Here is a 24,995-nt window from a genome sequence, read left to right on the forward strand (position 1 = left end):
GGATCAGCTTTTCAGCCGTGCCATCGTTAAGGCATCGACATAACGGCCATCGCGGAAGGCAAACTGTTTGAGGCAGCCCTCGGTGACAAAACCGTGCCTTTCGTAAAGCCGGATTGCGGCTTCGTTATCGGTGAAGACCGTCAGTTCGACGCGGTGAAGATCCAGCCAGTTATCGGCAATATCGAGCACCGCCTTCATCAAAGCCGATCCGACGCCACGTCCGGCAAATTCGTCATGCACGCCCATGCCGATCGTCGCGGCATGACGGCGGCGCGGGTTGCCGGCGGGACTGAGGCCGATGTCGCCGATCGTGCGGCCGTCATGCTCGGCCATCAGACGATAGGCGCCGGCGCTCGGGCTTTCCAGATAACGCCGGATTTCCGCCACAGTATGAAAGGGCGTGCGCAGGGTTCCGTAGCGATAGCCCGGCAGATTATGCAGCGCGGCAATTGCTTCCGCGTCGTTCGGACTGGCCGCGCGGATTTCCACGTCCTCGAGCCGTCCGGCTCGGGGCGGTTTTTCATCAATGTCCTGCTGACTGTTCATCTCTGCTCTCCTTGGCTTTTGCCGAAGGCAGAGCGGACGCAACCGAACCCTGCCATCATGCGGCAGGGTGGTGACGGATGACCGGCTAACGCGCCAAACCCGCCACGCGCCCTGCAGGGCGAATGGTCACGGTAAGGTGGGTGAGGATGGCGCGGTTGGTCATGGCGATATCAGGCCGCAAAACTGCGATACGGTCAAGTCGCGAAATGTGGTCGACTTGAAATGTTCCCGAAATGGGAATATGTTCAGCCATGCAGGTGATTGCGAAATCGAGCCTAAGGACGTTTTGGGAGCGCCATCCGCAGGCGCACGAGCCATTGTCGCTGTGGCACAAGGCAGTCAGCAAAGCCGAATGGCATGGACCTGCCGATGTGAAGCGCATGTTCGGCAATCGCGTGGATTTTATTGCCGACAACCGACTGATTTTCGATATCGCCGGCAACAAATATCGGCTGATCGTGCACGTTGCCTATCCGTATGGGCGCGTACTGATCAAGTTTGTGGGAACGCATGCCGACTATGACAGGATCGATCCGGAGACGATTTGATGGACAATATCAGGCCGATCAGAAACGATGACGATCTCGAATGGGCGGTGGCCGAGGTCGCCGCCTATTTCGAAGACCCGCCGCCGAAGGGAAGTGCGGACGCGGATCGTTTCGACGTCCTGTCCGATCTCATCGAAGCCTATGAGAACCGCAGTTTTCCGGCCGATAATCGCGAGCCTGTCGAATTTCTGCTCGGCTTCATGGCGTTGACCGGCCGTAGCCAGAAAGACCTTGCCGAACTTCTCGGTTCTCGTTCGCGTGCTTCCGAAATCCTCAACCGAAAACGCGCACTGACTGTCGAGATGATCCATAAGCTCTCGACGGAGTGGGGATTGCCTGCTGATTGTCTCGCCAAGCCCTATTCGCTGGCTGCGGCCTGACGGCAAAACGCTTCCCCGAATCACCCCATCCATCCTAAAACGCCCCAACATCGCCACCCGGAACCGCGCATTTGAAAACCATCGCCATCGATTTCGAAACCGCCAACGAGCAGCGTGGCAGCGCCTGTTCGGTCGGTCTGGCGTGGATCGAGAACGGCAAGGTGGTGCGGGTGGAGGAGCGGCTGATCCGGCCGAAGGACATGCGGTTTTCCTCTTTCAATATCGCCATCCATGGCATCCGGCCGGAGCAGGTCGAGGACGCGGGCGAGTTTCCCGAGGTGATGGACGAATTCGCCGATGATTTTGCCGGCGCCACCATGATTGCCCACAACGCCTCCTTCGACTTTTCCGTCTGGCGGGCCTGCCTCGATCAATACCGGCAGGCTTATCCGCAGCTCTCCTATCTGTGCAGCGTGAAGATGGCGCAGAAGGTGTGGCCGCATCTCGGTTCGCACAAGCTGAACATTCTGGCGCAGCATCTGGGCCTGAATTTCCTGCACCACAATGCGGCCGAAGATGCCGCCATCTGCGCGCAGGCGTCGATTGCCATTGCGCGGTCGCTGAACGTGGCTGAGATCCGCGATATCGCGCCGGCGATCGGCATGCGCACCGGCCGCCTGTTTGCCGGCGGTTACGACGCCTGCACGCTGCGCAAGCAGTAAACGCCCGCGCTCACTTGCAAGCGGCCCGGCAAACCTTATCTCTCCTCACGGATCGTTGATCGGAGATTTTTCAAATATGGGCCGCCATCTTGTTTCACTCGCCTCAGCCGCTGCTGTTTTCGTCGGCATATTTGCCGCCCCCGCTTTGGCCGAAGTGGTTGGCGAGGTCGGTGTGGACTGGATCGGCAATGACATCATCGTCGAGGCCGTGCCGGATCCGGCCGTCAAGGGCGTCACCTGCCACGTTACCTATTTCGACCGCAGCATGATCGACCGCCTGAAGAACGGCAACTGGTTCGAGGACCCGTCCAACAGTTCCATCGCCTGCCGCCAGACCGGCCCGATCGAGATCGGTGACATCGAACTCGACAAGGGCGGTGAGGAAGTTTTCAGGCAGGGACGTTCGCTGATCTGGAAGGATCTGCTGGTCAAGCGCATCTACGACAAGACCAATGACACGCTGATCTATCTGGCACATTCGCGCCGGGTGGTCGAAGGCTCTGCCAAGATGGCGATTTCCACCGTGCCGCTTTACGGTCAGCAGGTCACATGGACCAAGGGCAAGCCCGCGCCTTGAGCGTTTACCTATGACGAAAACAAAAACACCCGCCGTGTCGCCACGGCGGGTGTTTTTTCGATGGGATATGGCGATCGATCAGGCGGCTTCGCGCGTCAGTTCGTCGGCAATCACGGTGTCGAGGTTGAGGAAGCAGACCATGGTCTTTTCCAGCGCGACGATGCCGCGGCAGAATGCGCGCTGGCCTTCCGGGATGATTTCCGGCGCCGGCTGCAGGTCTTCGCTCTTGATGGTCATCATGTCGGAAACCTGTTCGACCAACAGGCCGACCAGCTTGCCGGCGATGTCGGTGACGATGATGGCGGCGCGCTCGGAAGGCTCCGTCATCTTCATGCCGAGGCGGCAGGCCATGTCGATGACCGGGATAACCGCGCCGCGCAGGTTGATCAGGCCCAGAACGTAAGGCGGGGTATGCGGCATCGGTGTCACCGGCGCCCAGCCGCGGATTTCGCGGATCGCCATGATGTCGATACAGAATTCCTGGTCGCCCAGATGGAAGGAGACGATTTCGAGATAAGCTCCCGACTGCTTGATGGCATTGCTCATGGCGATCATCCTGATTTCGTTGGGCACACGCTCTCAGACGCGGGTTAAACTTCCCCTAATCTTTGTGGCGAACCCGCCTTTTTCTGCTGTCTGGCAGACTAAAAAGCCTGTTATACTGATTGCATGCATGACAACGCACCATCATTGCGCCTTCCCATTCTTCTCGCCGGTCTTTTGCTGGCGGGTGGGCTGCTGATTCTGTGTATCGCCGGCTGGCTGCAATACGGGCCGGAGATTTTTATCGCCATGGCTGAAACCGGCATGGCCTGGTGCCTGTGAAGCTTTGCTTGCCTGCCTGCGGCGAAAAGCCCACCTTCTCATAAAAACAGCCAGTTGATTTGCGCCTTTGCATCACTGAGGCTATCTGCAACATATCATTCTTTGCACAGGCATGCGGGCCACCTTCTCATGAAGACTTTTCGGATCGTTCTTTGGATCGCCGTCGTGATGCTGGCCGGCGTGCTCGGCTGGCTGACCTTCGAGGTCACCGGCAAAACGCAGCAGGTCGCCGATGCTCCGTTCGGCGTGCCGTTCGAACTGGTGGCGCAGGATGGCAAGCCGATTACCGAAAAGGCGTTTCAGGACAAACCGACGGCTCTGTTCTTCGGCTTTACCCATTGCCCGGAAGTCTGCCCCACGACGCTTTATGAGCTGAACGGCTGGCTGGAAAAGGTCGATCCGGACGGTTCCCGCATCAATGCCTATTTCGTTTCCGTCGATCCCGAACGTGATCCGCCGGAACTGCTTGGCCAATACATTTCCAATGTCAGCAAGCGCATCACCGGCATTTCCGGCGATCCGCAAAAGGTCGCCGACATGGTCAAGGGCTACAAGGTCTATGCGCGAAAAGTGCCGGTGGATGAAAAACAGCCGAACGGCGAATACACGATGGACCACACGGCCTCTGTTTTCCTGCTCGACAAGGGCGGCCGTTTTTCCAAAACAATCGCCTATGGCGAGAACCCCGACAGCGCGGTTAAAAAGCTTCAGAGCCTGATTGGCGGCTGAGCTTTTCCCGCGCGGGCTTGAAGCGGAGCGGTCTTGTGTGGCATGGCTGGCCGCACATTGAAATCTAAGGACCAGGCCGTGAGCGAAATCCGCCTCTATGTCTCCACCACCGAAAAGAAGGCGGAGCAGATCCTCGACATTCTGTCCTTCTGCTTCGGCGAAGAGGATTTTGCCGTCGGCACGACGGAAATCGACGAGAAGAAAGATATCTGGGAAGCCTCGGTCTATATGTTGGCCGAGGATGAGGCCGAGGTGCATGAACGCATCAGGGACGCATTGTCGGAAGAATTTCCCGATGCCGTCATCGAGCGCGAAATCATCCCGGATATCGACTGGATCGCCAAGTCGCTGGAAGGTCTGAAACCCGTCAGGGCAGGGCGCTTTCTCGTACATGGCAGCCATGACCGCGACAAGGTGCGCTCCGGCGATATCGCCATCGAGATCGATGCGGGTCAGGCGTTTGGCACAGGCCATCACGGCACCACCGCCGGCTGCCTCGAAACCATCGAACGCGTGCTGAATGCCGAAAACCCGAGGAATGCGCTCGATCTCGGCACCGGTTCAGGCGTGCTTGCCATCGCGGTCAGAAAACTGCGGCCGATGATCCCGGTTCTGGCGACCGATATCGATCCCGTCGCCGTGCGTGTGGCGCGTGAAAACGTTCGCCGCAACGGCATTGCTTCCGGCATCGCGCTCGAAACCGCACCGGGATTTCATTCCCCGGCCTTCGATCGTTACGGACCGTTCGATCTGATCATCGCCAACATTCTGGCGCGTCCGCTGATCAAGATGGCGCCGCAGCTGGTCAATCATCTGTCGCCGGGCGGCTCGGTCATCCTGTCGGGCATTCTGGCCGAACAGCGCTGGAAGGTGATTTCGGCTTATTCCGGCGCGGGTCTCGCGCATGTGCGCACCATCTGGCGCAATGGCTGGGTGACGATCCATCTCTCCAGTCGCTGATGGCGTGACGTAACGTTCACCGGATATAAAAAAGAGGCGGCACTTTCATGCCGCCTCTTGCTGGTTTGCTGCCAGCGTCTCGCGAACCCGGGAGGGGAGGCTCAAGCGAGAAATTCTGTTCGTTGAGGTGCCGAAAAACCTGCGCTCAGAGCTTTGAGCGATCGCGCAGCAATTCTTCGCGGCTTGTGCCAAAGTTCTTCAGTGTGCGGTCGTCGAATTTCATCAGTGTGTCATTGATGAAAATGTCAGCCTGATGCTTGCGCGCTGCGGCTGCACGGTTGAAGGCGTTGCGGAAATAGGAAATGGCCATCGATCTCGTCCTTGGGCTGGGTGTCGCCGCTGTGTCTGGGGAGAATATAAGACAATCCTGATTGCCTAGTGAGTAGGCTCATTTCATTTGTGTCATGCGCTGAGCGCATGTCTTGGCATTCGCGCGGCTGCGTTCTGCGGCTCCGGCAACAATATCGCCATGGCAGGATGGTAAATTTCGCTTTCACTGGCGATCACGGCGCGAAATTGATTAAGTGTGGCCAGCCGTTTTTTGTGAATCACATCACCTGGAATATTGCCATGTTTCAATCCTTCGACAGCACGTCCATGCCGCAGTTCGGTCGCGAACGCGTCAATGCCATCCGCGCCCGTTTCGACGATCTCGGCATCGATGGTTTCCTCGTGCCGCGTGCCGATGAATATCAGGGCGAATACGTGCCGAAATCCGCCGAGCGCCTGTCGTGGCTGACCGGTTTTACCGGTTCGGCCGGTATTGCGCTCGTCACTCGATCTCAGGCGGTGGTGTTTGTCGACGGTCGTTACGTCACCCAGCTGGCCGAACAGGTGGATGGCACGGTCTTTACCGGCGGTGATCTCGTCAACGAGCCGCCGCATCTGTGGCTGCCGGCGCATGCGCCAAAAGGCTTTCGCCTCGGTGTCGATCCGTGGCTGCATGGCGGTGCGGAAGTGAAAAAACTTGCCAAGGCGGTGTCCGAAATCGGCGGTACGATCGTGCTTCTCAATGAAAACCCGCTCGATACGGCTTGGACGGATCGTCCGGCCGAACCGCTCGGTGCCGTTGCCGTGCAGCAGGAAGCCCATGCCGGCAAACCGGCTGCGCAAAAGATCGCCGAAATCGCCGCGAGCTTGAATGCCAAGGGGCTGGCTGCGGCGCTGATCGCCGATCCGTCCTCCGTCGCCTGGATTTTTAACGTGCGTGGCGCCGACGTGCCGCACACGCCGCACCCGCTGTCGCGTGCGCTGATCTCCGCCGAGGGCAAGGCCGAACTCTTTATCGATGAGCGCAAGCTCGGCACGGAAGCCCGCGCTCACCTGCAGCCTTTGACGGCGCTTCATGCCCCGGCAGCGCTCACAGGCCGTATCGGCGCCTATGCAGCCGATGGCGGCCGTATTCTCGTCGATCCCGAACTGACGGCGCTGTCCCTGATCATCGCCATCGAGGTGGCCGGTGGCACGGTCGTTGACGGCACCGATCCGGCTCGCCTGCCGCGTGCCATCAAGAACGAGGTCGAGCTGAAAGGCTCGGCCGATGCGCATGTGCAGGATGGCGTCGCCATGGTCGAGTTCCTGTATTGGCTCGATCAGGCGCAGCCCGGCTCGCTCACCGAAATCCAGGCCGTCAAGGCGCTGGAGGCGGTGCGTGCCCGCATCGGCCAGTCGATGCAGAACCCGCTGCGCGATGTGTCCTTCGACAGCATTGCCGGTGCCGGCGAACATGCCGCCATCATGCATTACCGTGTCACCAGCGAAAGCGACCGCACGATCGAGGCCGGCGAACTGTTTCTGATCGATTCGGGCGCTCAGTACATCAACGGCACGACCGACATCACCCGTACGGTGGCAGTCGGTGCTGTGCCGGAGGACCGCAAACGTTTCTTCACGGTGGTGCTGAAGGGCATGATCGCCATCAGCACGGCGCGTTTCCCCAAGGGCACGCGTGGCTGCGACCTTGATCCGCTGGCGCGCATCGCGCTGTGGAAGGCAGGCGGCGATTTCGCTCACGGCACCGGCCACGGCGTCGGATCGTATCTCTCTGTGCATGAAGGCCCGCAGCGCATCTCGCGGCTTGCGACGCAGGAACTGCTGCCCGGCATGATCCTGTCGAACGAGCCGGGTTATTATCGCCCCGGCCACTATGGCATCCGCATCGAGAACCTGATTTTTGTGCGTGAAGCGGAAGAGATTGCCGGCGGCGACATGGCCATGCGCGGTTTCGAGACGCTGACCTGGTGCCCGATCGACCGCCGTCTGGTGGTCGCATCGCTGTTGACATCGGAAGAGCTGGAATGGCTGAACGCCTATCACGTCACCGTGCGTGAAAAGCTGTCGCCTTTGATCACCGATACTGCCGTGCAGGCATGGCTGGAAACGGCAACGGCGCCGATCGCGGCCTGATCAGAGACCGAGACCCAGACCATAACGGGCGGCCATCACGGCCGCCCATCCGACGGCCAGCAGGGTGAGGCCTGGAAAACGCAGGCCCACCACCAGCGCCACCACCATGGCGATCTTGATATCCCAGCCACCATATACGAAGGGCGGCGCTACCAGCGTCGTCAGAACGGCAGCCGGCACGGCGTTCAGCGCCGATTCCAGCCGTGGCGGAATCTGCTTCATGCTGCTCATCAGAATGTAACCGCCGATGCGGGTGAAATAGGTGGCGATCGCGGCGACCACGATCAGCAGGGCCGTGTTCGGATCGATGGAGAGGGCGCTCATCTGGTTTTCCATCTCACATGGCCTCCTTTTCCATCTCTGACACATCCGGCTGCGCATGTGTCTTCGGTGGCGGCAGGATGGTGGCGACGATAATGCCCAGAACCGCGCCGACACTGATATGCCAGGGCGAGCCGATAAAATGGAAGGCGACGACGGAGCCGACCGCACCCGCCAGCATCACCGGCACAAAGTTGTGACGGCTGCGAAAACCCATGGTCAGGCCGAGAAAATAGACCGGCAGAAGCACATCGATGCCGAGCGCCTTCGGATCGCCGATCATCCGGCCGAAATAGGCGCCGATCACGGTTGTTATCACCCACGACACCCAGATCACTGCACCCATGGCAAAATACCAGCGGAAGGTCGCCGCCTTGCCCGCTTCCTCGCGCTTCACCGTTTCGGCGAATTGCGGATCGACCAGCAGGAAAAAGGACAGCCAGCGCTGGATATGCGGATAACGGCCGATGATGGTGGCAAGTGCTGCCGAATAGAGGATATGGCGAAAATTGACCGCCAGAATGGAGAGCACGATCACCCATGCGGCGACTTGATGACCAAACAGCTCGATACCGACCAGCTGGCTGGCGCCGCCATAAACAAGGCCGCTCATCAGCGCTGCCTCGCCGATGCTGAACCCGTTATCGACGGCAATGGCGCCGAACAGGACGCCGAAAGGGGCGGAGGAAATGGCCACCACAGCCCCCTTTTTGAGGCCGCTCGTCAACTGCTCATGTCTGTCCATATGCCGTTCCCCTGCGCCGCGATTCCCGCGTTTTTCTTGGAAACTAGCGTGTAGAAGCCACACCATTCGCTGGCAATCGAATTGCGCTTATTCAATCCATCGATTTCGTTGATCGGTCGGGCAGGGCGGCTCACGTGAGGTGATGCCGCAACGTAAAGCAGTCTCAGTCAGCCAGGATCTCGTCGCTGGTGACGATACCGACGCCGCGTGCCCGCATTTCCTCGATCGCATCCTTGACGCCCTGCGGATCGATGCCGCGGCTGGCATCGGAGACGAAGCGAACTTTCACATCCGGCAGCATGTCGCGCGCGTCCAGCGCCGAAAATTTCACGCAATAGTCGGTGGCCAGCCCGCAGACATCGAGTTCATTGACGAGTTGTGCCTTCAGATATCCCGCAAGGCCGGTCAGTGCGGCATGATCGTTGTCGCGGAAAGCCGAATAGCTGTCGACGGCAGGGTTCTCACCCTTCTGCTGGATGTAATCGACGTCATCCATCTCAAGATCGGGGTGGAATTCGGCATCGACCGTTTCCTGCACGCAATGGTCAGGCCACATGACCTGCGGCTCACCGGAAAGTTTGCCCATCTCGAAAGCCTTCTTGCCGGGATGCTGAGAGGCAAAGCTGCCGTGGTTGGCGGGGTGCCAGTCCTGCGAGGCGACGATCACGTCATATCCGCCCTCGCGGATCAGTCGGTTGGCCACCGGCACCACCGCATCGCCATCCGGAACCGCCAGATTGCCGCCGGGGCAAAAACCGTTCTGGATATCGATCAGCAACAGCGCCTTCATGACGTTTCTCCCTCAAGCCACTCGTCTTTTCGCGGCGCCATCGTCCATGGGGCGACGCACTCAGCTTGCTGAAGTCTAAAGCGGATCAGTGTCAAAGGGAACCGTTTCCGCCGCTGGCGGTATTCGCTGTTCGGATGGTGGATGCGTGGGCCGTAGTGAAGTGATCATGTCTTGATAATTCTCAAAAATGCGTTTCGGATAGGCGTGCATTCTCCCGTGTGAATGATCGAAGCAAGATGAATCCCATTCGCGTCAATCTTGCCGAAAATCTTGCCTCGAAAGCGTTTGCCGTCCACCCTATAACCACTCCAGTTTCAGGAGTTTTTATATGTCCTTATCCGTTTCCCCCGCCGAACCGCGCGCGGGTCTGCCACTTGGCGCGCCCGGCATCGGCGCACTTCTCGTCCTCGTTGCCGGCACGCTGGCACTCGGCGCCACTTACGGCCCGGCGCAGGGCGCGCTGTTTCTCGTCGGCGGCGCACTCGGCATTTCGCTGTATCATGCCGCTTTCGGCTTCACCTCCGCCTGGCGCGTGTTCATCGCCGAGGGCAGGGGGCGCGGCCTGCGCGTGCAGATGATCCTGCTGGCGCTCGCCGTCATCCTGTTTTTTCCCTTCCTTGCCAGCGGCACGCTGTTCGGCAATGAAGTGCGTGGGAACATTTCTCCTGCCGGTCTCGGCGTCATCGCTGGCGCCTTCATGTTCGGCATCGGCATGCAGTTGGGTGGCGGTTGTGCCTCCGGCACGCTGTTTACCGCCGGCGGCGGCAATGCCCGCATGCTGGTGACGCTGTTTTTCTTCATCGTCGGTTCGCTGATCGGCACGATGCATACCGGCTGGTGGGCCTCCCTGCCGTCGCTGCCACCGACGGCTTTGTTCCAGACTTTTGGTGCTGCCGGTGGCATTGCCGTCTCGCTTGCCATTTTTGGCGCGATCGCGGCCATCACCGTCTTCGTCGAAAAGAAGCGCAATGGCGCGCTCGAACAGGCGCCGCCTTCGCCGCGGCACGGTTTTGCGCGTTATCTGCGCGGTCCCTGGCCGCTGGTGTTCGGTGCGATTGCGCTTGTCATCCTCAATTTCGCAACGCTTGCCATCGCCGGTCGTCCATGGGGCGTCACCTCGGCCTTCGCGCTCTGGGGCGCCAAGGGCGCGCAGCTGATCGGTATCGACGTGGCCTCGTGGCCGCACTGGCAGCAGCCGGGCAATGCCAAGGCGCTGGCGCAGAGCGTGTTCGCCGATGTCACCTCGGTCATGGACTTTGGCATCATCGCTGGCGCCATGCTGGCGGCGGCGCTTGCCGGTAAATTTGCGCCGAGCCTGGACATTCCACTGCGCTCGATCTTTGCGGCCGTCGCTGGTGGTCTGCTGCTCGGTTATGGCGCGCGCATTGCGTATGGCTGCAATATCGGCGCCTATTTTTCAGGCATTGCATCCGGCAGCCTTCACGGCTACCTTTGGGCCGTGGCAGCCTTTGCGGGCAATGTCATCGGCGTGCGTCTGCGCCCATGGTTCTTCATGGAGCGGCGGAACGTTCTGCGGACAGACGGTTAGTGGGCCTGGGGAGCGGCTCGTTAATCATGATCTGCCGCTCCAGCGCCGCATTTTGGCTAAATTTTCGTCCGTAATCGACTGTATTAGCGCGGTCGAATACGGGTCGGGGATCGAAATCAGGGGCGGCGTCAACATTTTGGTTACCATAATTCGGCATTCTCTTCGTCAACCGGTGATCGATGGTTCTGGGGCTTTGAGTCTCCAGCCATGCGTTTCACCCGATTTCGGTGGCGCAGCGTTCGGTCGCGCCCCCGGTTTGCGTAGAGTGTTCGGGTAACCAGTATGGCGCTGACGATAGACAGTTTCGAAAATCCTTATGAGCGCCCCGCCGGCAAAAAAGCTGGCCACAAGGCCAAGGCTGGCAAGGGCAAATCAAAAGCCGCTTTCCTCGGTACCGTCATTCTCGGCGCAACGCTGCTCGGCGGCGTCTGGGTCGGCGCGGCGGTTCTGTCGGTCGGCAAGATGGCCGGCACGACGGGTCTGACCCCGCAGCCAAAATTCCAGACAGTTCTGTCCATGCGTGTCGCCTCGCCGGTGCCGGTCGAGCAGAACCATCTGCTGTCCGCACAGGCCGATCCGCAGCGCCTGATCAATGTTTCCAAATTTTCGCGGATCCCGACAACGGTCGATCCGAAGGCGGGCCGCCTCGAAGGCGCCGAAGCCTCGGTGATGGCGGCTCTGCGTCCGCACGATGATGCTGTGCGTGGCGGTCTCGATGCCGCACTGGCGAAGGCGGCACAGAAGGCGAAGTCTGCCGACGACGAACGCCAGTTCGCCGCCTTGATGGCTGCCCGGCCGGATGCCGATGCAATTCGCAATGCGCTGATGCCGGCCATGGAAAATATCGTTGCCGTCGCGCCGCGCGGCGAAATGCCGGATGTCTTTCAGGATGTCACGCCGGCCACCACCGTTGCCGAGCTGAACACTATCGAACCTGTTGAAGTCGAGGCCGTCGAGCTTGCTTCCGCCGAACCGGTTGCGCCTGCCAAGTCGACTGAGCTTGCTCTAGCCGATGCCCTGCCGAAAAATGGCCCGATGCCGTTTGGCCGTCCGGAAACAGCAAAAGTGGTTGCCGCTGCCAAGCCGACGACCGAGAATGCCACACCGCGCAGCGGTCTCGATGCCATCGCTCGCGTTTCGCCGCAGAAGCCGGCGCGTGACGAAAAGCCCGACACGGTTCTCGCCTACGCCAAGCCCGATAATCCGATGCGTCAGACGGCACCGTCTGCTCCGTCGCGTTCGGCGCCCAACTGGCCGGGCATCGGCACTAAGGTTGCGGTCTACGACATCACCAACGCCACCGTGTACATGCCGGATGGCAGCAAGCTCGAAGCCCATTCCGGCATCGGCAAGCTGCGTGACGACCCCAAGATGACGCATGTGAAGATGAAGGGCCCGACGCCCGCCGGAACCTACAGGCTGTCGATGCGCGAATCGCTTTTCCACGGCGTTGCCGCCATCCGTCTGAACCCCGTCGATGGCAAGAACCCACTCAACCGTACAGGTCTTCTCGCCCACAGCTACCTGCTTCGTACCCGTGGCGACAGCCATGGCTGCGTTGCCTTTGCCCAGTACGACAAATTCCTGGCCGCCTTCCGCCGCGGCGAAGTCACCCATATGGTGATCGTCGATGAATGGAACGGCAAGCGCCCCGGTCGCGGCACGTCCTCCGGCAAGACGCTGGTCGACCTGTTCCGCGGCAATAACGACGCCTGAAACCAGGCGCCGACAGATGAAAGCGCCGCCCGAGAGGGTGGCGTTTTGCGTTTTCAGGCATGCAGATGTTTGCATTTTGTAACAGGATGAAAAGCGCACTTGACGATTGCCTTGCATGGTCGCGATTATCCGTCACGCCCAAATCAAGCCACTTCGAATGCGACCGGAAAGCCCTGATAAATGCCGTTTCTGCCGTTCCTCGAATACCGCGCCGCTTGGCGCTCTGCGCTACGCCGTTTGTCCCTGACCGGCCGGCGCCGCATCATTTCCGCCGCCGCCCTTGCGGTCACAGTCAGCCTGTTTGCTGCGGGCGGCGTCTCGGCGCAGGCAGAAAGATCGTTCGGCGTAGCGTCCGCCTGCCGTGCCGATTATCGACAGTTCTGCCGTGGCATGCGTCCCGGCGGCGGAGCTATCGCCGCTTGTCTTCGGGAACACCACGCTTCCCTGTCTGCCGGTTGCGCCACGGCACTCGAGGCCGCCAATGCCGATCGCCGTCGCGGTGGGCCGGTCAGTGAAGCGACCCGGCTGCCGGAGGGCGTGCGCATCCAGCATGATATCGCCTATGGCCCGGCGGCGGAGCAGCGTCTTGATCTCTACCGGCCGGACAGATTGCCCAGCGATGCGCCGGTCATCGTCATGGTGCATGGCGGCGCCTGGGCGCTCGGATCGAAATCGGCCGCCAATGTAGTCGACAACAAGGTGGCGCACTGGCTGCCCAAGGGCGTGATTTTTATCTCCGTCGAAACGAGGCTCCTGCCGAAGGCCGATCCACTGCAGCAGGCGCAGGATGTGGCGGCAGCCCTTGCCTTCGTGCAGGACAAAGCCGTGTCATGGGGCGGTGATCGCCGAAAAATCGTCCTGATGGGGCATTCGGCCGGCGCCCATGTCGCCATGCTGGTCACCGCCGATCCGGACCTTCAGGCTGCGGCAGGGGTAAAGCCGTGGCGTGCCACGGTGGCACTCGACAGCGGCGCCTATGATGTGACAGCGTTGATGCGTGCCGGCCACGCCCGCCTGTTCGACCGCGCTTTCGGCAAGGACCCCGCTTTCTGGGAGAAGACCTCACCGCTGGCCCAGATGAATAAGGCCGGGAGCATACCACCGGTTCTGCTTGTCTGCTCCAGCCTGCGCCGCGTCTCCTGCGATCAGGCCCGCGCCTTTGCGCAGAAGGCCGGCCCGAAGGCGGAAGTCCTGCCTGTGGCGCTGCGGCACGGCGATATCAATGCACGGCTTGGCACGCCGGGTATCTATACCGCCGATGTTGATGCGTTTCTGCGCCGGCAGGGGGTGAGGTAGAGGTTTTACACCTCCACCACAAAGGCCGGATCGAAATTGGCAAATGTCTCTTCGCCCGGATAACCGCGCGGGTAGGCCAGCACGCGGGTGTCGCCGATCATGTAGTCGCTGTGGTGATGGATGTGGCCGTGGATCCACAGATCCGGCTTTCCGACTGCAATCAGGTCGGTGAGATCTGAAGCATAGGCGGCGGCACTCAGCGTGCCGCGGTCCGCTGTCGGTAGTGATCGTTCGCTGGGTGCGTGGTGGGTAACGACGGCCAGCGGGGCGTTCCGTTCGGCGGTCGTTGCTGCTTCGATGGCGGTGCGGTCAAGGCGGTGCTTGTGCACGCTCTGAAAGGGCAGGAATTTGCTGAATGGTTTTTTCGACAGCCTGATCCTGCGATAATCGTTCATGCGGCTTTTGGCGTCTTCTATGGCGCTGTCCTGCCAGCCGTTCAGGTTGAAATCCGTCCACAAAGTGCCGCCAACAAACAGCACACCGCTGATCTCGATCGTTTCGCCATCGAGATAAAACAGGTTCTCGACGGTGGCGGCATATGCCTTGCCAGCCAGAATGCTTTCGCCGAAGGTGGCGTCGTAAAATTCATGATTGCCGGCCACGAACACCACCGGCATGTGCGGTGCTATATTTTGGGTGATCCATTCAAGGCTAGGCACCACGCCCTTGGTCAGCACATCGCCAGCCACCACGCAGACATCCGCCTCCGGTATCGTCAGCGGCAGCGGTAGCGCGGAAAATTCGAGATGCAGGTCGGACATCACCCAGAGACGCATGCCCGACTTCCCTTTTCAGATCAGGTTTTCACCCGCTCGACAAACCCGTCCAGCACACGCTTTTCACCGGCGCGGTCGAACTCGATCGTCAGCTTGTTGCCTTCCACGGCCGACACATTGCCATTGCCGAACTTGATATGGAAAACCCGGTCGCCGACGAAAAATTTCGATGGCGTGGCGGAGACAGATTTCGCCACCAGTTCGCCGTCGATCGTGCGGCCGCGCGGGCCACTTTCGCCGTAACCGATGCGTTCCACCGCGTGACCGGAGCGCGAGCCCCAGTTGTCGCGGGTGGCGTCGGTCTTGTTGGCCTGCGCGCGTTTCCAGCCGGGCGTCGAATAGGAATTGGCGAACGGTTCGGCCTTGTCGAAGCGCGACTGGCCGTATCCGCCACGCCCGCCATAGCCGCCGTAACTCGAATCCGAAGGTTCGGCGACGTCGACATGCGCCGGCGGCAGTTCGTCGAGGAAACGCGACGGTAGCGTCGATTGCCACAGGCCGTGGATGCGTCGGTTTGAGACGAACCACAGATGGCAGCGGTGTTTGGCGCGCGTCAGGCCTACATAGGCGAGGCGGCGTTCTTCCTCCAGCCCCGAGCGGCCTCCTTCGTCCAGCGCGCGCTGGTGCGGAAACAGGCCTTCTTCCCAGCCGGGCAGGAACACGGTGTCGAATTCCAGACCCTTTGCCGAGTGCAGGGTCATGATCGACACGGCATCGAGGTTTTCGTTGGTTTCGGCGTCCATCACCAGCGACACGTGTTCGAGGAAACCGCGCATGCTCTCGAACTGCTCCATCGAGCGGACCAGTTCCTTCAGGTTTTCCAGACGCCCTGGCGCTTCCGCCGATTTGTCGTTTTTCCACATGTCGGTGTAACCCGACTCTTCCAAAATCTGTTCGGCAAGTTCGGTATGCGGCGCGTTTTCCAGCCGCTCCTGCCAGTTCTTGAAACTCTGGATGACGTCGAACAGCGCCTTGCGGGCTTTCGGCTTCAGCTCATCCGTCTCGATCATGTCGGTGGCGGCTGCCAGCATCGGAATGTCGCGGGCGCGGGCATAATCATGCAGGTTGCGGATGGTGGTGTCGCCAAGGCCGCGTTTCGGCGTGTTGACGATCCGCTCGAAGGCGAGATCGTCGGCCGGCTGGCAGACGAGGCGAAAGTAAGCCATCGCATCGCGCACTTCGAGACGCTCGTAGAATCGCGGGCCGCCGATGACGCGGTAATTCAGGCCGAGCGTGACAAACCGGTCTTCGAACTCGCGCATCTGGAAGGAGGCGCGCACGAGGATCGCCATGTCGTTCAGCGCATGTTTCTTGCCGTCATGGCCGTCGCCGCGTTGAAGGCGCTCGATTTCCTCGCCGACGGCGCGGGCTTCTTCCTCACTGTCCCAGGCGGCATGCACCTGAACCTTTTCATCGTTCGGGTCGCTGCGGTCGGTGAACAGGGTTTTGCCCAGTCGCCCCTCATTGTGGGCGATCAGATGGCCGGCGGCACCCAGAATATGCTCTGTGGAGCGATAATTGCGCTCCAGCTTGATCACCTTGGCGCCGAGAAAATCCTTTTCGAAGCGGAGGATGTTGTCCACTTCGGCACCGCGCCAGCCATAGATCGACTGGTCGTCGTCACCGACGCAGCAGACATTTTGCGGCACGCCCTTGGGGCGCTGCGCGAGCAGCCGCAGCCACATATACTGGGCGGTGTTGGTGTCCTGATACTCGTCCACCAGAATATAGCGGAACCGCTCGTGATATTCCTTCAGGAGATCCGGCGCCTTGCGAAACAGCGCGATCGGATGTAGCAGAAGGTCGCCGAAATCGCAGGCGTTGAGCGTGCGCAGCCGCGCCTGATAAGCGGCATAGAGTTCGCGGCCCTTGCCATTGGCAAAAGCGCGGGCATCACCTTCCGGGATATCCGGCGGCAACAAGCCCTTGTTCTTCCAGCCGTCGATCATGCCGGCAAACTGTTTGGCCGGCCAGCGCTTGTCGTCCAGACCCTCGGCCTGGATCAGCTGCTTGATCAGCCGTACCACGTCGTCCGTATCGAGAATGGTGAAATCTGAGCGCAGGCCCACCAGTTCCGCATGACGGCGCAAAAGTTTCACGCCGATCGAGTGAAACGTGCCGAGCCAAGGCATGCCCTCGACGGCACCGCCGACCAGAACGCCGATACGTTCCTTCATCTCGCGCGCCGCCTTGTTGGTGAAGGTCACCGCAAGGATCTGGCTGGGCCAGGCTTTGCCCGTTTCGAGAATGTGGGCGATGCGGGTGGTCAGCACGCGGGTCTTGCCGGTGCCGGCGCCGGCAAGAACCAGAACCGGACCATCGGTTGTTTCCACCGCTTCGCGCTGTTCCGGGTTGAGGCCGGAGAGATAATCCGGGGCAGGACGGCTCTGGCCGCGCGCTGCCATCGCACGCGCAGCAATGCCCAGACCGCTTGGGCCCAGACCGCTTGGGCCAAGTCCGCCGCCTGCCGGGGCCGGTTCGGCCGGCACAGGCGCTGAAGCGCCGCGGCTCTGGGGGCGGCGGGGTTCCGGCTCTTCGTCGAAGAACGGAATATCATCGAAACTGTTGCTCATGGGGGCCAATGTAGTGATTCGGAACCGAAAGGCCAGAAAAGATGTTCTGGTTTCATTCCATTTGCGCATGTCCGCTGTGGACTTTTTCAGGTGTAGCCACAGTAAAGGCGGAAACGGGCAGCCCTATGGCGGGCACTATGCACAGCAAATCATCGCAACTGCCCAAGGCATTCGCATCTGACATATGCGTGAAATTCCCGTAGGTTACAAATCGGTAAGGTGTCTCGCCAAGCATTGCGCAAATAGGCCGAAACGAAGATACTTCACCCAATCAAGTTGAATGCCGGAGGAATGCATGCGGATCGGAAACCAGCTCCTGACCTCGGTGGCACTGTTGCTTGCGGGCCTCTGTCTGTGGGTCTGGTTGTCGGCAGATGCCGGCCGTACGCTGGTCTCGATGGGCGTTCCCGAAAGCGTGGTGGCAAAGATCAACCCCGCCGCCATAGAACCGGTTTCCGCAGAACCATCGGCCGGTGGTGCCGCTGGATCCGCAACACCGCGTGCCGGCGGCGGCCAGCAGGCCGTTCTCGTCGCCACCCGCCCGGTCGGCAAGGGTATTGTCAACGATCAGCTTTCGGCGATCGGCAGCGGCGAGGCCATCCAGTCGGTCATCGTCATGCCGCAGGCATCCGGCACGATCAACGAGATCCACGTCAAGTCCGGCGACATGGTCAAGAAGGGCCAGGTGCTTGCCCAGCTTGACGACGACGAACAGATCATTTTGCGCGATCAGGCACAGGTCCTGCTGCGCAGCGCCCGCGAAAAGGCCGAGAGCTATTCGGCCCTGAAAAGCTTTTCCCGCTTAGACGTTCTCGATGCGCAGATCGCCAAGGAGACTGCCCAGCTGGCCGTCACCAATGCCGAGCTGGCGCTGAAACGCCGTTCCGTCCTCGCCCCGATCGACGGCATTGTCGGCATCGTCGCGGTCAATATCGGCGATAACGTCACCACTGCCAGCAATGTCGTGCAGCTGGATAACCGTCAGCAGCTGCTGGTGGATTTCTGGGCGCCGGAACGTTTTGCCGTGCAGGTCAAGGTTGGCATGCCGGTCGAGGCGACGTCCGCCTCGCGTCCGGGCCGCGTCTTCGAGGGCTCGGTCGAGGCGGTCGATAACCGCGTCGATCCCGCCAGCCGTACGATCCGCATCCGCGCCAAGATCGAAAATGAAGACGATCTGCTGCGCGCCGGCATGTCGTTTGGTGTCACCATGCGCTTCCCCGGCGAGACCTATGCGACGGTCGATCCGCTCGCCGTCCAGTGGGACAGCAAGGGTTCGTTCGTCTGGCAGATTGTCGAAAAGAAGTCGGTCAAGGCACGTGTGCGCATCATCCAGCGCAATCCTGATGCCATTCTGATTGCCGGTGACGTGAAGGAAGGCGATCTCGTCGCCACCGAAGGCCTGCAGCGTGTCCGCGAAAACGGCAATGTCCGCATTGCCGGTGAAAAGCCGCCGGAGGTCGCCAGCCGATGAGCAATCACGACGAGACGGAAAACAAGTCCGGCCACGACAAGAGCGCCGATAGCCAAAAGACCTTTACCGCATTGTTCGTGCGCCGCCCGGTTCTTGCCGCGGTCCTGAACACGCTGCTGGTGGTTGCCGGCCTTGCCGCCCTTGTCGGCATCGAAGTGCGCGAACTGCCGGATGTCGATCAGCCGGTCATCAGCGTGCGCACCACCTATGACGGTGCGTCTGCCCAGACGATGGATCAGGAAGTAACCGACATTATCGAAGGCGCGGTTGCCCGCGTCAGCGGTCTCAAATCCATTTCCTCGATCTCCGATTTCGGCCAGAGCCGGGTGACGCTCGAATTCAGCGACACCGCCGATCTCGCGGTTGCCGCCAACGATGTGCGCGATGCGCTCGGCCGCGTCACCAACCAGCTGCCTGAGGATGCCGACGAGCCGCGCATCATCAAGGCAGACAGTGACAGCCAGCCGATCATGCGCCTTGCCGTCACCTCTACGACGCTGTCGATGGAAGACCTGACGCTGCTGGTCGAAAACGAGATTTCCGACCGTCTGGCCGCCGTCGATGGCGTCGCTGACGTCGAACTTTACGGCGATCAGGAGAAGGTTTTTCGCGTTGACGTCGATCAGGAGGCGCTTGCCGGCCGTGGTCTGACAATCGCCGATCTGTCCGCAGCACTTTCGACCGCCGCCATGGATGTGCCGGCAGGATCGCTGGAATCCTCGACGCAGGACATCATCGTCCGTGCCACCGCCAATCTCACCAAGCCGGAAGACTTTGAAAACATCCTGATCGGCGACAATGTGCGCCTGCGTGATGTTGCAACAGTCATGCTCGGCCCGGATGACGGCACCACGGCGCTGCGCTCCAACGGCGTGCCGGGCATCGGTCTCGGTGTGCTGCGTCAGGCGCAGTCGAACACGCTCAGCATTTCCGAAGGCGTCAAGGCGGCCGTCGCGGCGCTGCAGCCGAACCTGCCGGAAGGCACGCGTATCGCCATTACCAGCGATGACGCCGTGTTCATTGAGGGCGCGCTGCACGAGGTGGAGATCGCGCTCGGCCTCTCCAGCCTGATTGTCGTGATCGTCATCTTCATCTTCCTGCGCGACTGGAAGGCGACGCTGATCCCGGCGCTGACCATCCCGGTCGCCCTGATCGGCACGCTGGTGGCGATCTACATGGTCGGTTTTTCCATCAACATCCTGACGCTGCTCGCCATCGTTCTCGCCACCGGTCTGGTGGTGGACGATGCAATCGTGGTTCTGGAAAACATCGTGCGTCGGCGCGCCGAAGGCATGGGGCCGCGCGCTGCGGCCGTTCTAGGCACGCAGGAAGTCTTCTTTGCCGTTCTGGCGACGACCGCCACGCTTGCCGCCGTATTTATTCCGCTGTCCTTCCTGCCCGGCCAGATGGGCGGTCTGTTCCGCGAATTCGGTTTCGTGCTGGCCTTTGCCGTCGGTCTGTCCTCGGTGACGGCGCTGACGCTGTGCCCGATGATGGCGTCGCGCATGCTGACCAAGCCGATGCGCGAGGATCACGGCATGCTCGGACGGTTCGGGGCAGCGCTGGCGAAACTGTATGCCACCACGCTGCGGGCCTGCCTCAACGCACCGCTTGCGGTCATCATCGTCGGCCTGATCATCGCCGGTGCCGCCTATACGATGTTCGGCCGGGTGCAGAGCGAATTGACGCCGCAGGAAGACCGCGCCATGGTCATGCTGCGCGCCACTGCACCGGAAGGCGTCAGCCTCGAATACACACGCGACAAGCTGCAACTGATCGAAGAAAAGCTGCAGCCGCTGCGTGACAGTGGCGAGATCCAGAACATTTTTTCCATCTCGGGGCAGGGCGGCGCATCCAATAGCGGTTTTATGGTGCTGACTTTGGCGCCATGGAGTGAGCGTCACCGTACGCAGTCGGATATCGTCAAGGACATCAACGCTGCCGTTTCCTCGGTTCCGGCGCTGCGCGGTAATGCCATCCAGCAGAACAGCCTGCGCATCCGCGGGGCCGGCAACGGCCTGCAGATGGCGATGGTCGGCACCAATCACGAACAGCTGACGGAAGCGTCGATCAAGCTGGTCGAGGCGCTGCGCCAGACCAATCTCTTCGACACGCCGCGCCTCAATGATGAACCCAATCAGGCGCAGATTTTCGTTACCGTCAATCGCGAGCGTGCATCCGACCTCGGTATCGACATCAAGGCGCTCGGCACCTCCATCCAGTCGCTGCTCGAAGGCCGCTCGGTGGTGGATGTGTTCGTCGATGGCGAGGCGATCCCGGTCAAGCTGAAGTCGACCACGCGACCGATCGACGATCCGACCGATCTGGAAAACATCTTTCTGAAGACCAAGGACGGCCGCATGGTGCCGATGTCCACGGTCGCCACGCTGGAAGAGCGGGCCGTGTCGCCATCGCTGCGCCGCGAACAGCAGCTGGCCGCCGTGTCCTTCTCCGCTGGTCTGAAAGATGGCGTCTCGCTCGGTCAGGCCGTTCAGGTCGCCACCCAGCTGGCCGAACCGCTGATGCCGCAGGGTTCGCGCCTGATCCCGCTTGCCGAAGCCGCCACCCTGCAGGAAAATTCGTCCGGCATGGCGCTCACTTTCGGCTTTGCTATCGCGATCATCTTTCTGGTTCTGGCGGCGCAGTTCGAGAGCGTATTGTCGTCGATCATCATCATGTCGACCGTACCGCTCGGTTTGGCCTGCGCCGTCTTCGCGCTGGTGCTGACCGGTTCCAGCCTCAATGTCTACAGCCAGATCGGCCTCGTGCTTCTGATCGGGGTGATGGCCAAGAACGGCATTCTGATCGTCGAGTTCGCCAACCATCTGCGCGATGCCGGCGCCTCCTGCCGCGAGGCGATCGAAAAGGCCTGCAGCATTCGTCTGCGCCCGGTGATGATGACGATGATTGCCGCCGTCCTCGGTGGTGTGCCGCTGGTGCTGGCGCAAGGTGCGGGTGCTGAAGCCCGTATCGCGCTCGGCTGGGTCATCGTCGGTGGTCTCGGCATGGCGACCTTGGTCACCCTCTATATCACCCCGGTCGCCTACCTGCTGCTCGCCCGCTTCGGCAAGCCGCATGCGCAGGAAGCGCAGCGCCTGCATGACGAGCTGGCGCTCGCCCATGGCCGCGCCGCCAATGCCCCGAAGGAACGTCCGCTTCAGGCAGCCGAGTAAGTGTCGGTTCGACATGGCGCATATTGCTTTTTTAGCAGTTTGCGCCATGTTGGCGACTGGCAGACAGTCCGACAAAAGGTTGAGTAAACGGTGACATCTGAGCGTGACGATACCCGACGCCTGGAAGCGCTCGCCGTCTACGACATCATGGATACGCCGCCTGAGCCGGAGTTCGACGACGTCGTCCTGCTTGCCTCGGAAATATGTCAGACGCCGGTTTCACTGGTCAGCCTGGTGGAAACCGAACGGCAATGGTTCAAGGCGCGTATCGGTTTCGATCTGCCCGAAACGCCCATAAGCCAGTCGGTCTGCTCGCACGCGCTGCAGAGCCCGGATCTGCTGATCATTCCCGACCTGACTATCGATCCGCGCACAAGCGAAAACACGCTTGTTACCCAGCCGCCGCATATCCGCTTTTATGCCGGTGCACCGCTGATCTCGCCCGATGGTGTGACGATCGGCACGCTCTGCGTCATCGATACCGAGCCGCGGCCGCAGGGCCTCAGCCTGACGCAGAAGCGGTCGCTTTCGGCGCTGGCCCGGCAGGTGGTGGCGCTTCTCGAAATGCGCCGCAATTCCAGCCGCAAGGACGATCTTTTTCGCCGTCAGAAACGCATCAGTTCGGAAGTGCGCGCCATTGCCGCCAGCAGCATTGCGGCGCAGGAAGCCGGTGGCATCGGCACGTTCGATATCGATTTGACGACCGGCACGATGAAAATCTCGGCCGAAGGCTGCCGCATTTTTCGCCTGCCGGTGCAGGACGAATATCCGGCCAATATCATCTACGATTTCATTCTGCCCGAGGACCGTCATCTTCCGTCCGCCGACAGCTCGCGTACGGATGGCACCGCTTCGCTGGAAGCCTCCTACCGTATCCGCACGCCGGACGAGGGCATCCGCTGGATTTCCCGCCGCGCGGCCTTTCACCGCGATGCCGAAGGTCGTGCCGTGCGCATGGTCGGCACGTTGCAGGACGTCACCGAGCAGCGCAATGCCCAAGCCCGCATGCAGGCGCTGATCCGGCTTGGCGATGCGTTGCGCGATACTGTCGACGTGCAGCAGGCAGCCTTCGATGCGGCCGAGCTGATGGCGCAGGCGCTGGGCGCCACCCGCGCCGGTTTCGGCATGGTCGATGCCGAGGCGGAAACGGTGATGATGCATCGCGACTGGCGCGCCCCCGGCGTCGCCACGCTGGAGGGCCTGCATCATTTTCGGGATTACGGCTCCTTCATCGAGGATCTTCTGCGCGGCGAAACCGTGCTGATCGGCGACGTGACCACCGATCGGCGCACCCGCGATCATTTCCAAAGCCTGCTCGATATCGGCATCCGCGTGTTGGTCAACGTGCCGATTTTCGACAAGGGACGCTTCAACCTCGTCGTTTTCGTGCATTACGATCAGCCGCATACCTGGCGGCGCGAGGAGATCGATTTCGTCCGCAGTGTCGGCGACCGGCTGCAGGCGGCGATCGGCCGTGTGTTTGCCGAGGAGGATCAGGATATCCTCAACCGCGAACTCAGCCATCGTCTGAAGAATACGCTATCCGTGGTGCAGGCCATCGCCACCCAGACGCTGAAAACGATCGGCGATCGCGGCCCGATAGAATCCTTTGAAAAACGCCTGCAGGCGCTCAGTTCCGCCCATGACGTGCTCATCCACCAGAACTGGACGGGGGCTTCGATCCGCCACCTCGTGTCCGACACGCTGGACCGGCTCGGCATGCTGGAGCGCTCGGAACTTTCCGGCCCAAACATCTTTCTCGGGCCGAAGGCGACGCAGTCGGTCATGCTGCTCCTGCACGAGCTTGCCACCAATGCGGTAAAATATGGCGGTCTGTCGAATGGAACAGGGCAGGTGACTGCGCGTTGGGAGATCAGCGGGCCAGCCGAAAACACACAGCTGACCTTTACCTGGCAGGAAACGGGAGGCCCTCCGGTCGTTGAGCCGGAGCGCCGCGGTTTCGGATCGCGTCTTATTCGCATGGGATTGTTGGGAACCGGTGGCGTCGACATCCGTTATGAGCCACCGGGAATCATGGTAATCATGCGCGCGTCACTGTCGCATTTGCAGGAAGCAGGCTGATAATGGGCCAATCACAGATGTTCGCAAAAACCACGATCCTTGTCGTGGAAGACGAACCACTCCTGCGCATGATGGCGGTGGATCTGGTGGAAGATGCCGGTTTCGAGGCGGTCGAGGCTGCCAATGCCGACGAGGCGATCAAGATCCTCGAATGTCGCAGCGACATAAGGGTGATTTTTACCGATATCGACATGCCGGGCAGTATGGACGGTCTGCTGCTCGCCGCCGCCGTGCGCGACCGCTGGCCGCCGATCAAGATCATCCTGACATCGGGCCATGTCCATGTCAGCGAGGTCGAAATGCCGGTCGACGGAAAATTCTTCTCAAAACCTTATGACCACGCTCAGGTGACACGCACCTTGCAGGCCATGGCCGGCGCCAGTCATTGACAATCATCATCCCGGCCGCGTCCGCACGCGGCCGGATTGGTCTCGATCACCTTCCGTTACGGAATTCGGGCAATCACCTTGATTTCGAAATCGAAACCGGCCAGCCAATTGACGCCGATCGCCGTCCATGTCGGGTAGGGCTTTTCGTCGAACATCTCTGATTTGACCTTCAAGACGGTATCGAGTTGCGCCTGCGGATCGGTGTGGAACGAGGTGACGTCGATCACGTCATCCAGCGTCGCGCCGGCGGCCTTCAGCACCGCGATCAGGTTCTGGAAGGCGAGCCGTACCTGCGCCTCGAAATCCGGTTCCGGCGTGCCATCGGTGCGGCTGCCCACCTGTCCGGAGACGAACAGAAGCTCGCCAGAGCGCACCGCTGCCGAATATTCGTGTTTCTCATAAAGGGCATGCCGGCCCTCGGGAAAGACTGCTTCGCGTTTTGTCATCAGTTTCACCTTGTGTTGGTTTCGCTTGGTTTTGC

The 24,995-nt window shown here is 61.0% G+C and carries 25 protein-coding genes; 15 read left to right on the forward strand and 10 right to left on the reverse strand.

Annotated features, from left to right (window positions below):
- Window positions 1–3: 3 nt before the first annotated feature.
- Window positions 4–546: a GNAT family N-acetyltransferase gene (locus tag EDF70_RS04950; RefSeq protein ID WP_132272190.1), complete on the reverse strand. Its 543-nt coding sequence runs from the start codon at window positions 544–546 to the stop codon at window positions 4–6.
- 85 nt (window positions 547–631) lie between these two features.
- Complete coding sequence (locus EDF70_RS30180) at window positions 632–799, reverse strand: hypothetical protein (RefSeq protein ID WP_207908218.1); 168 nt, start codon at window positions 797–799, stop codon at window positions 632–634.
- Between EDF70_RS30180 and EDF70_RS04955 the strand changes: the two genes are divergently transcribed.
- The 4 genes from EDF70_RS04955 to EDF70_RS04970 all read left to right on the forward strand — a co-directional run bounded on the left by EDF70_RS04955 (window position 798) and on the right by EDF70_RS04970 (window position 2,713).
- Window positions 798–1,094: a type II toxin-antitoxin system HigB family toxin gene (locus tag EDF70_RS04955; protein ID WP_132272191.1), complete on the forward strand. Its 297-nt coding sequence runs from the start codon at window positions 798–800 to the stop codon at window positions 1,092–1,094. The genes EDF70_RS30180 and EDF70_RS04955 overlap by 2 nt on opposite strands.
- Window positions 1,094–1,474, forward strand: coding sequence for a helix-turn-helix domain-containing protein (locus EDF70_RS04960; RefSeq protein ID WP_132272192.1), 381 nt, complete (start codon window positions 1,094–1,096; stop codon window positions 1,472–1,474). The genes EDF70_RS04955 and EDF70_RS04960 overlap by 1 nt, the downstream gene beginning before the upstream one ends.
- Window positions 1,475–1,545: 71 nt before the next feature.
- The gene (locus tag EDF70_RS04965) at window positions 1,546–2,136 is read left to right on the forward strand and encodes a 3'-5' exonuclease (protein ID WP_132272193.1); all 591 of its coding nucleotides are present in this window, start codon (window positions 1,546–1,548) and stop codon (window positions 2,134–2,136) included.
- Window positions 2,137–2,212: 76 nt separating this feature from the next.
- A complete protein-coding gene (locus tag EDF70_RS04970; RefSeq protein ID WP_132272194.1) occupies window positions 2,213–2,713 on the forward strand; it encodes a CreA family protein in 501 nt (166 codons plus the stop codon).
- A gap of 78 nt (window positions 2,714–2,791) precedes the next feature.
- On the opposite strand, the gene EDF70_RS04975 is transcribed toward EDF70_RS04970, so the two are convergent.
- Window positions 2,792–3,259 carry a chemotaxis protein CheW gene (locus EDF70_RS04975; protein WP_132272195.1) on the reverse strand — a complete coding sequence of 156 codons (468 nt, stop codon included), beginning with the start codon at window positions 3,257–3,259 and terminating at the stop codon, window positions 2,792–2,794.
- 144 nt (window positions 3,260–3,403) lie between these two features.
- Here EDF70_RS04975 and EDF70_RS30615 point away from each other — a divergent pair, with 144 nt between their 5' ends.
- From EDF70_RS30615 to EDF70_RS04985, 3 genes are all read left to right on the forward strand, one after another.
- Window positions 3,404–3,538: a hypothetical protein gene (locus tag EDF70_RS30615; RefSeq protein ID WP_281033529.1), complete on the forward strand. Its 135-nt coding sequence runs from the start codon at window positions 3,404–3,406 to the stop codon at window positions 3,536–3,538.
- A 129-nt stretch (window positions 3,539–3,667) separates the two neighbouring features.
- On the forward strand, window positions 3,668–4,267 hold the full coding sequence (locus EDF70_RS04980) for an SCO family protein (RefSeq protein WP_132272196.1): 600 nt from the start codon (window positions 3,668–3,670) through the stop codon (window positions 4,265–4,267).
- A 78-nt stretch (window positions 4,268–4,345) separates the two neighbouring features.
- Window positions 4,346–5,227: a 50S ribosomal protein L11 methyltransferase gene (locus tag EDF70_RS04985; protein ID WP_132272197.1), complete on the forward strand. Its 882-nt coding sequence runs from the start codon at window positions 4,346–4,348 to the stop codon at window positions 5,225–5,227.
- Window positions 5,228–5,372: 145 nt separating this feature from the next.
- Here the strand turns inward: EDF70_RS04985 and EDF70_RS29900 are convergent, their stop codons facing one another.
- Window positions 5,373–5,537, reverse strand: a complete 165-nt coding sequence (locus tag EDF70_RS29900) for a hypothetical protein (protein WP_165931937.1) — start codon at window positions 5,535–5,537, stop codon at window positions 5,373–5,375.
- A 260-nt stretch (window positions 5,538–5,797) separates the two neighbouring features.
- On the opposite strand from EDF70_RS29900, the gene EDF70_RS04990 reads away from it, so the two are divergent.
- Complete coding sequence (locus EDF70_RS04990; protein ID WP_132272198.1) at window positions 5,798–7,633, forward strand: aminopeptidase P family protein; 1,836 nt, start codon at window positions 5,798–5,800, stop codon at window positions 7,631–7,633.
- Here EDF70_RS04990 and EDF70_RS04995 read toward each other — a convergent pair whose 3' ends face one another.
- From EDF70_RS04995 to pncA, 3 genes are all read right to left on the reverse strand, one after another.
- Window positions 7,634–7,957 (reverse strand): AzlD family protein, encoded by a 324-nt coding sequence (locus EDF70_RS04995; protein ID WP_132272199.1) that lies wholly within the window; start codon window positions 7,955–7,957, stop codon window positions 7,634–7,636. It lies immediately after the preceding gene.
- A 13-nt stretch (window positions 7,958–7,970) separates the two neighbouring features.
- Complete coding sequence (locus EDF70_RS05000) at window positions 7,971–8,699, reverse strand: AzlC family ABC transporter permease (protein WP_132272200.1); 729 nt, start codon at window positions 8,697–8,699, stop codon at window positions 7,971–7,973.
- 163 nt (window positions 8,700–8,862) lie between these two features.
- Complete coding sequence (gene pncA / locus EDF70_RS05005; protein ID WP_132272201.1) at window positions 8,863–9,489, reverse strand: bifunctional nicotinamidase/pyrazinamidase; 627 nt, start codon at window positions 9,487–9,489, stop codon at window positions 8,863–8,865.
- A 328-nt stretch (window positions 9,490–9,817) separates the two neighbouring features.
- Here pncA and EDF70_RS05010 point away from each other — a divergent pair, with 328 nt between their 5' ends.
- From EDF70_RS05010 to EDF70_RS05020, 3 genes are all read left to right on the forward strand, one after another.
- Window positions 9,818–11,038: a YeeE/YedE family protein gene (locus EDF70_RS05010; protein WP_132272202.1), complete on the forward strand. Its 1,221-nt coding sequence runs from the start codon at window positions 9,818–9,820 to the stop codon at window positions 11,036–11,038.
- A 282-nt stretch (window positions 11,039–11,320) separates the two neighbouring features.
- Window positions 11,321–12,754: a DUF2778 domain-containing protein gene (locus EDF70_RS05015; RefSeq protein ID WP_132272203.1), complete on the forward strand. Its 1,434-nt coding sequence runs from the start codon at window positions 11,321–11,323 to the stop codon at window positions 12,752–12,754.
- Between the two features lie 180 nt (window positions 12,755–12,934).
- Window positions 12,935–14,050 (forward strand): alpha/beta hydrolase, encoded by a 1,116-nt coding sequence (locus EDF70_RS05020; RefSeq protein WP_207908219.1) that lies wholly within the window; start codon window positions 12,935–12,937, stop codon window positions 14,048–14,050.
- A 5-nt stretch (window positions 14,051–14,055) separates the two neighbouring features.
- On the opposite strand, the gene EDF70_RS05025 is transcribed toward EDF70_RS05020, so the two are convergent.
- Window positions 14,056–14,826 (reverse strand): metallophosphoesterase, encoded by a 771-nt coding sequence (locus EDF70_RS05025; RefSeq protein ID WP_132272204.1) that lies wholly within the window; start codon window positions 14,824–14,826, stop codon window positions 14,056–14,058.
- A gap of 20 nt (window positions 14,827–14,846) precedes the next feature.
- Window positions 14,847–17,399, reverse strand: coding sequence for a UvrD-helicase domain-containing protein (locus EDF70_RS05030; protein WP_132272205.1), 2,553 nt, complete (start codon window positions 17,397–17,399; stop codon window positions 14,847–14,849).
- A 295-nt stretch (window positions 17,400–17,694) separates the two neighbouring features.
- On the opposite strand from EDF70_RS05030, the gene EDF70_RS05035 reads away from it, so the two are divergent.
- The 4 genes from EDF70_RS05035 (at window position 17,695) to EDF70_RS05050 (ending at window position 24,514) form a co-directional block, all read left to right on the forward strand.
- Window positions 17,695–18,870, forward strand: a complete 1,176-nt coding sequence (locus EDF70_RS05035) for an efflux RND transporter periplasmic adaptor subunit (RefSeq protein WP_132272206.1) — start codon at window positions 17,695–17,697, stop codon at window positions 18,868–18,870.
- Window positions 18,867–22,043 carry an efflux RND transporter permease subunit gene (locus tag EDF70_RS05040; protein WP_132272207.1) on the forward strand — a complete coding sequence of 1,059 codons (3,177 nt, stop codon included), beginning with the start codon at window positions 18,867–18,869 and terminating at the stop codon, window positions 22,041–22,043. The genes EDF70_RS05035 and EDF70_RS05040 overlap by 4 nt, the downstream gene beginning before the upstream one ends.
- 90 nt (window positions 22,044–22,133) lie before the next feature.
- Window positions 22,134–24,125 carry a GAF domain-containing protein gene (locus EDF70_RS05045; RefSeq protein ID WP_132272208.1) on the forward strand — a complete coding sequence of 664 codons (1,992 nt, stop codon included), beginning with the start codon at window positions 22,134–22,136 and terminating at the stop codon, window positions 24,123–24,125.
- Window positions 24,126–24,127: 2 nt separating this feature from the next.
- The gene (locus EDF70_RS05050; protein WP_245519041.1) at window positions 24,128–24,514 is read left to right on the forward strand and encodes a response regulator; all 387 of its coding nucleotides are present in this window, start codon (window positions 24,128–24,130) and stop codon (window positions 24,512–24,514) included.
- 56 nt (window positions 24,515–24,570) lie between these two features.
- On the opposite strand, the gene EDF70_RS05055 is transcribed toward EDF70_RS05050, so the two are convergent.
- Window positions 24,571–24,960 (reverse strand): RidA family protein, encoded by a 390-nt coding sequence (locus tag EDF70_RS05055; protein ID WP_132272209.1) that lies wholly within the window; start codon window positions 24,958–24,960, stop codon window positions 24,571–24,573.
- Window positions 24,961–24,995: the final 35 nt, after the last annotated feature.

Origin of the sequence: Neorhizobium sp. JUb45, from assembly GCF_004343585.1 — a bacterium.
Taxonomy (GTDB): Bacteria; Pseudomonadota; Alphaproteobacteria; order Rhizobiales; family Rhizobiaceae; genus Neorhizobium.

Coding starts and splice junctions, on each gene's coding strand:
- EDF70_RS29900 (WP_165931937.1), bottom strand. CDS start 5,537: ATGGCCATTTCCTATTTCCGCAACGCCTTCAACCGTGCAGCCGCAGCG.
- EDF70_RS05030 (WP_132272205.1), bottom strand. CDS start 17,399: ATGAGCAACAGTTTCGATGATATTCCGTTCTTCGACGAAGAGCCGGAA.
- EDF70_RS04950 (WP_132272190.1), bottom strand. CDS start 546: ATGAACAGTCAGCAGGACATTGATGAAAAACCGCCCCGAGCCGGACGG.
- EDF70_RS04995 (WP_132272199.1), bottom strand. CDS start 7,957: ATGAGCGCCCTCTCCATCGATCCGAACACGGCCCTGCTGATCGTGGTC.
- EDF70_RS05020 (WP_207908219.1), top strand. CDS start 12,935: ATGCCGTTTCTGCCGTTCCTCGAATACCGCGCCGCTTGGCGCTCTGCG.
- EDF70_RS05055 (WP_132272209.1), bottom strand. CDS start 24,960: ATGACAAAACGCGAAGCAGTCTTTCCCGAGGGCCGGCATGCCCTTTAT.
- EDF70_RS04990 (WP_132272198.1), top strand. CDS start 5,798: ATGTTTCAATCCTTCGACAGCACGTCCATGCCGCAGTTCGGTCGCGAA.
- pncA (WP_132272201.1), bottom strand. CDS start 9,489: ATGAAGGCGCTGTTGCTGATCGATATCCAGAACGGTTTTTGCCCCGGC.
- EDF70_RS04980 (WP_132272196.1), top strand. CDS start 3,668: ATGAAGACTTTTCGGATCGTTCTTTGGATCGCCGTCGTGATGCTGGCC.
- EDF70_RS05040 (WP_132272207.1), top strand. CDS start 18,867: ATGAGCAATCACGACGAGACGGAAAACAAGTCCGGCCACGACAAGAGC.
- EDF70_RS04955 (WP_132272191.1), top strand. CDS start 798: ATGCAGGTGATTGCGAAATCGAGCCTAAGGACGTTTTGGGAGCGCCAT.
- EDF70_RS05050 (WP_245519041.1), top strand. CDS start 24,128: ATGGGCCAATCACAGATGTTCGCAAAAACCACGATCCTTGTCGTGGAA.
- EDF70_RS05010 (WP_132272202.1), top strand. CDS start 9,818: ATGTCCTTATCCGTTTCCCCCGCCGAACCGCGCGCGGGTCTGCCACTT.
- EDF70_RS05025 (WP_132272204.1), bottom strand. CDS start 14,826: ATGCGTCTCTGGGTGATGTCCGACCTGCATCTCGAATTTTCCGCGCTA.
- EDF70_RS04975 (WP_132272195.1), bottom strand. CDS start 3,259: ATGAGCAATGCCATCAAGCAGTCGGGAGCTTATCTCGAAATCGTCTCC.
- EDF70_RS04970 (WP_132272194.1), top strand. CDS start 2,213: ATGGGCCGCCATCTTGTTTCACTCGCCTCAGCCGCTGCTGTTTTCGTC.
- EDF70_RS05015 (WP_132272203.1), top strand. CDS start 11,321: ATGGCGCTGACGATAGACAGTTTCGAAAATCCTTATGAGCGCCCCGCC.
- EDF70_RS04960 (WP_132272192.1), top strand. CDS start 1,094: ATGGACAATATCAGGCCGATCAGAAACGATGACGATCTCGAATGGGCG.
- EDF70_RS30180 (WP_207908218.1), bottom strand. CDS start 799: ATGGCTGAACATATTCCCATTTCGGGAACATTTCAAGTCGACCACATT.
- EDF70_RS05035 (WP_132272206.1), top strand. CDS start 17,695: ATGCGGATCGGAAACCAGCTCCTGACCTCGGTGGCACTGTTGCTTGCG.
- EDF70_RS05000 (WP_132272200.1), bottom strand. CDS start 8,699: ATGGACAGACATGAGCAGTTGACGAGCGGCCTCAAAAAGGGGGCTGTG.